Source organism: Poseidonibacter ostreae (genome assembly GCF_009208075.1).
Classification (GTDB): Bacteria; Campylobacterota; Campylobacteria; order Campylobacterales; family Arcobacteraceae; genus Poseidonibacter; species Poseidonibacter ostreae.
Genome location: NZ_WFKJ01000138.1, coordinates 1 through 382 on the forward strand (window position 1 = coordinate 1; position 382 = coordinate 382).

Consider the following 382-nt stretch of genomic DNA (forward strand, 5'->3'; position numbering starts at 1 on the left):
TCGCACGTTCGAATCGTGCTGGGAGTACCATTTTTTTAATCTTTTTAGAAAAAAAGATAATGCGGATGTGGTGAAATTGGTATACACGCTAGACTTAGGATCTAGTGCTTTACGGCGTGAAGGTTCAAGTCCTTTCATCCGCACCATTTATACTTAAAGTATCTTCAGTCAAATGAATTTATACTTTTGCGGGAATAGCTCAGTTGGCTAGAGCCTCTGCCTTCCAAGCAGATTGTCGCGAGTTCGAGTCTCGTTTCCCGCTCCATTTAAAAAGCCTTGAATAAGAAGTTTTCAAAACTTTTGATTCAAGGCTTTTTATTTTTATACTACAAAATGCTTCCATAGCTCAGCTGGATAGAGCAACGCCCTTCTAAGGCGTAGG

Annotated in this window: 2 tRNA genes; both read left to right on the top strand. The window is 40.3% G+C overall.

The features are described from left to right. Positions 1 to 61: 61 nt before the first annotated feature. A tRNA-Leu gene (locus GBG18_RS15150) sits at positions 62 to 146 on the top strand. A 42-nt stretch (positions 147 to 188) separates the two neighbouring features. Then, positions 189 to 265 (top strand) — tRNA-Gly (locus tag GBG18_RS15155). Positions 266 to 382: the final 117 nt, after the last annotated feature.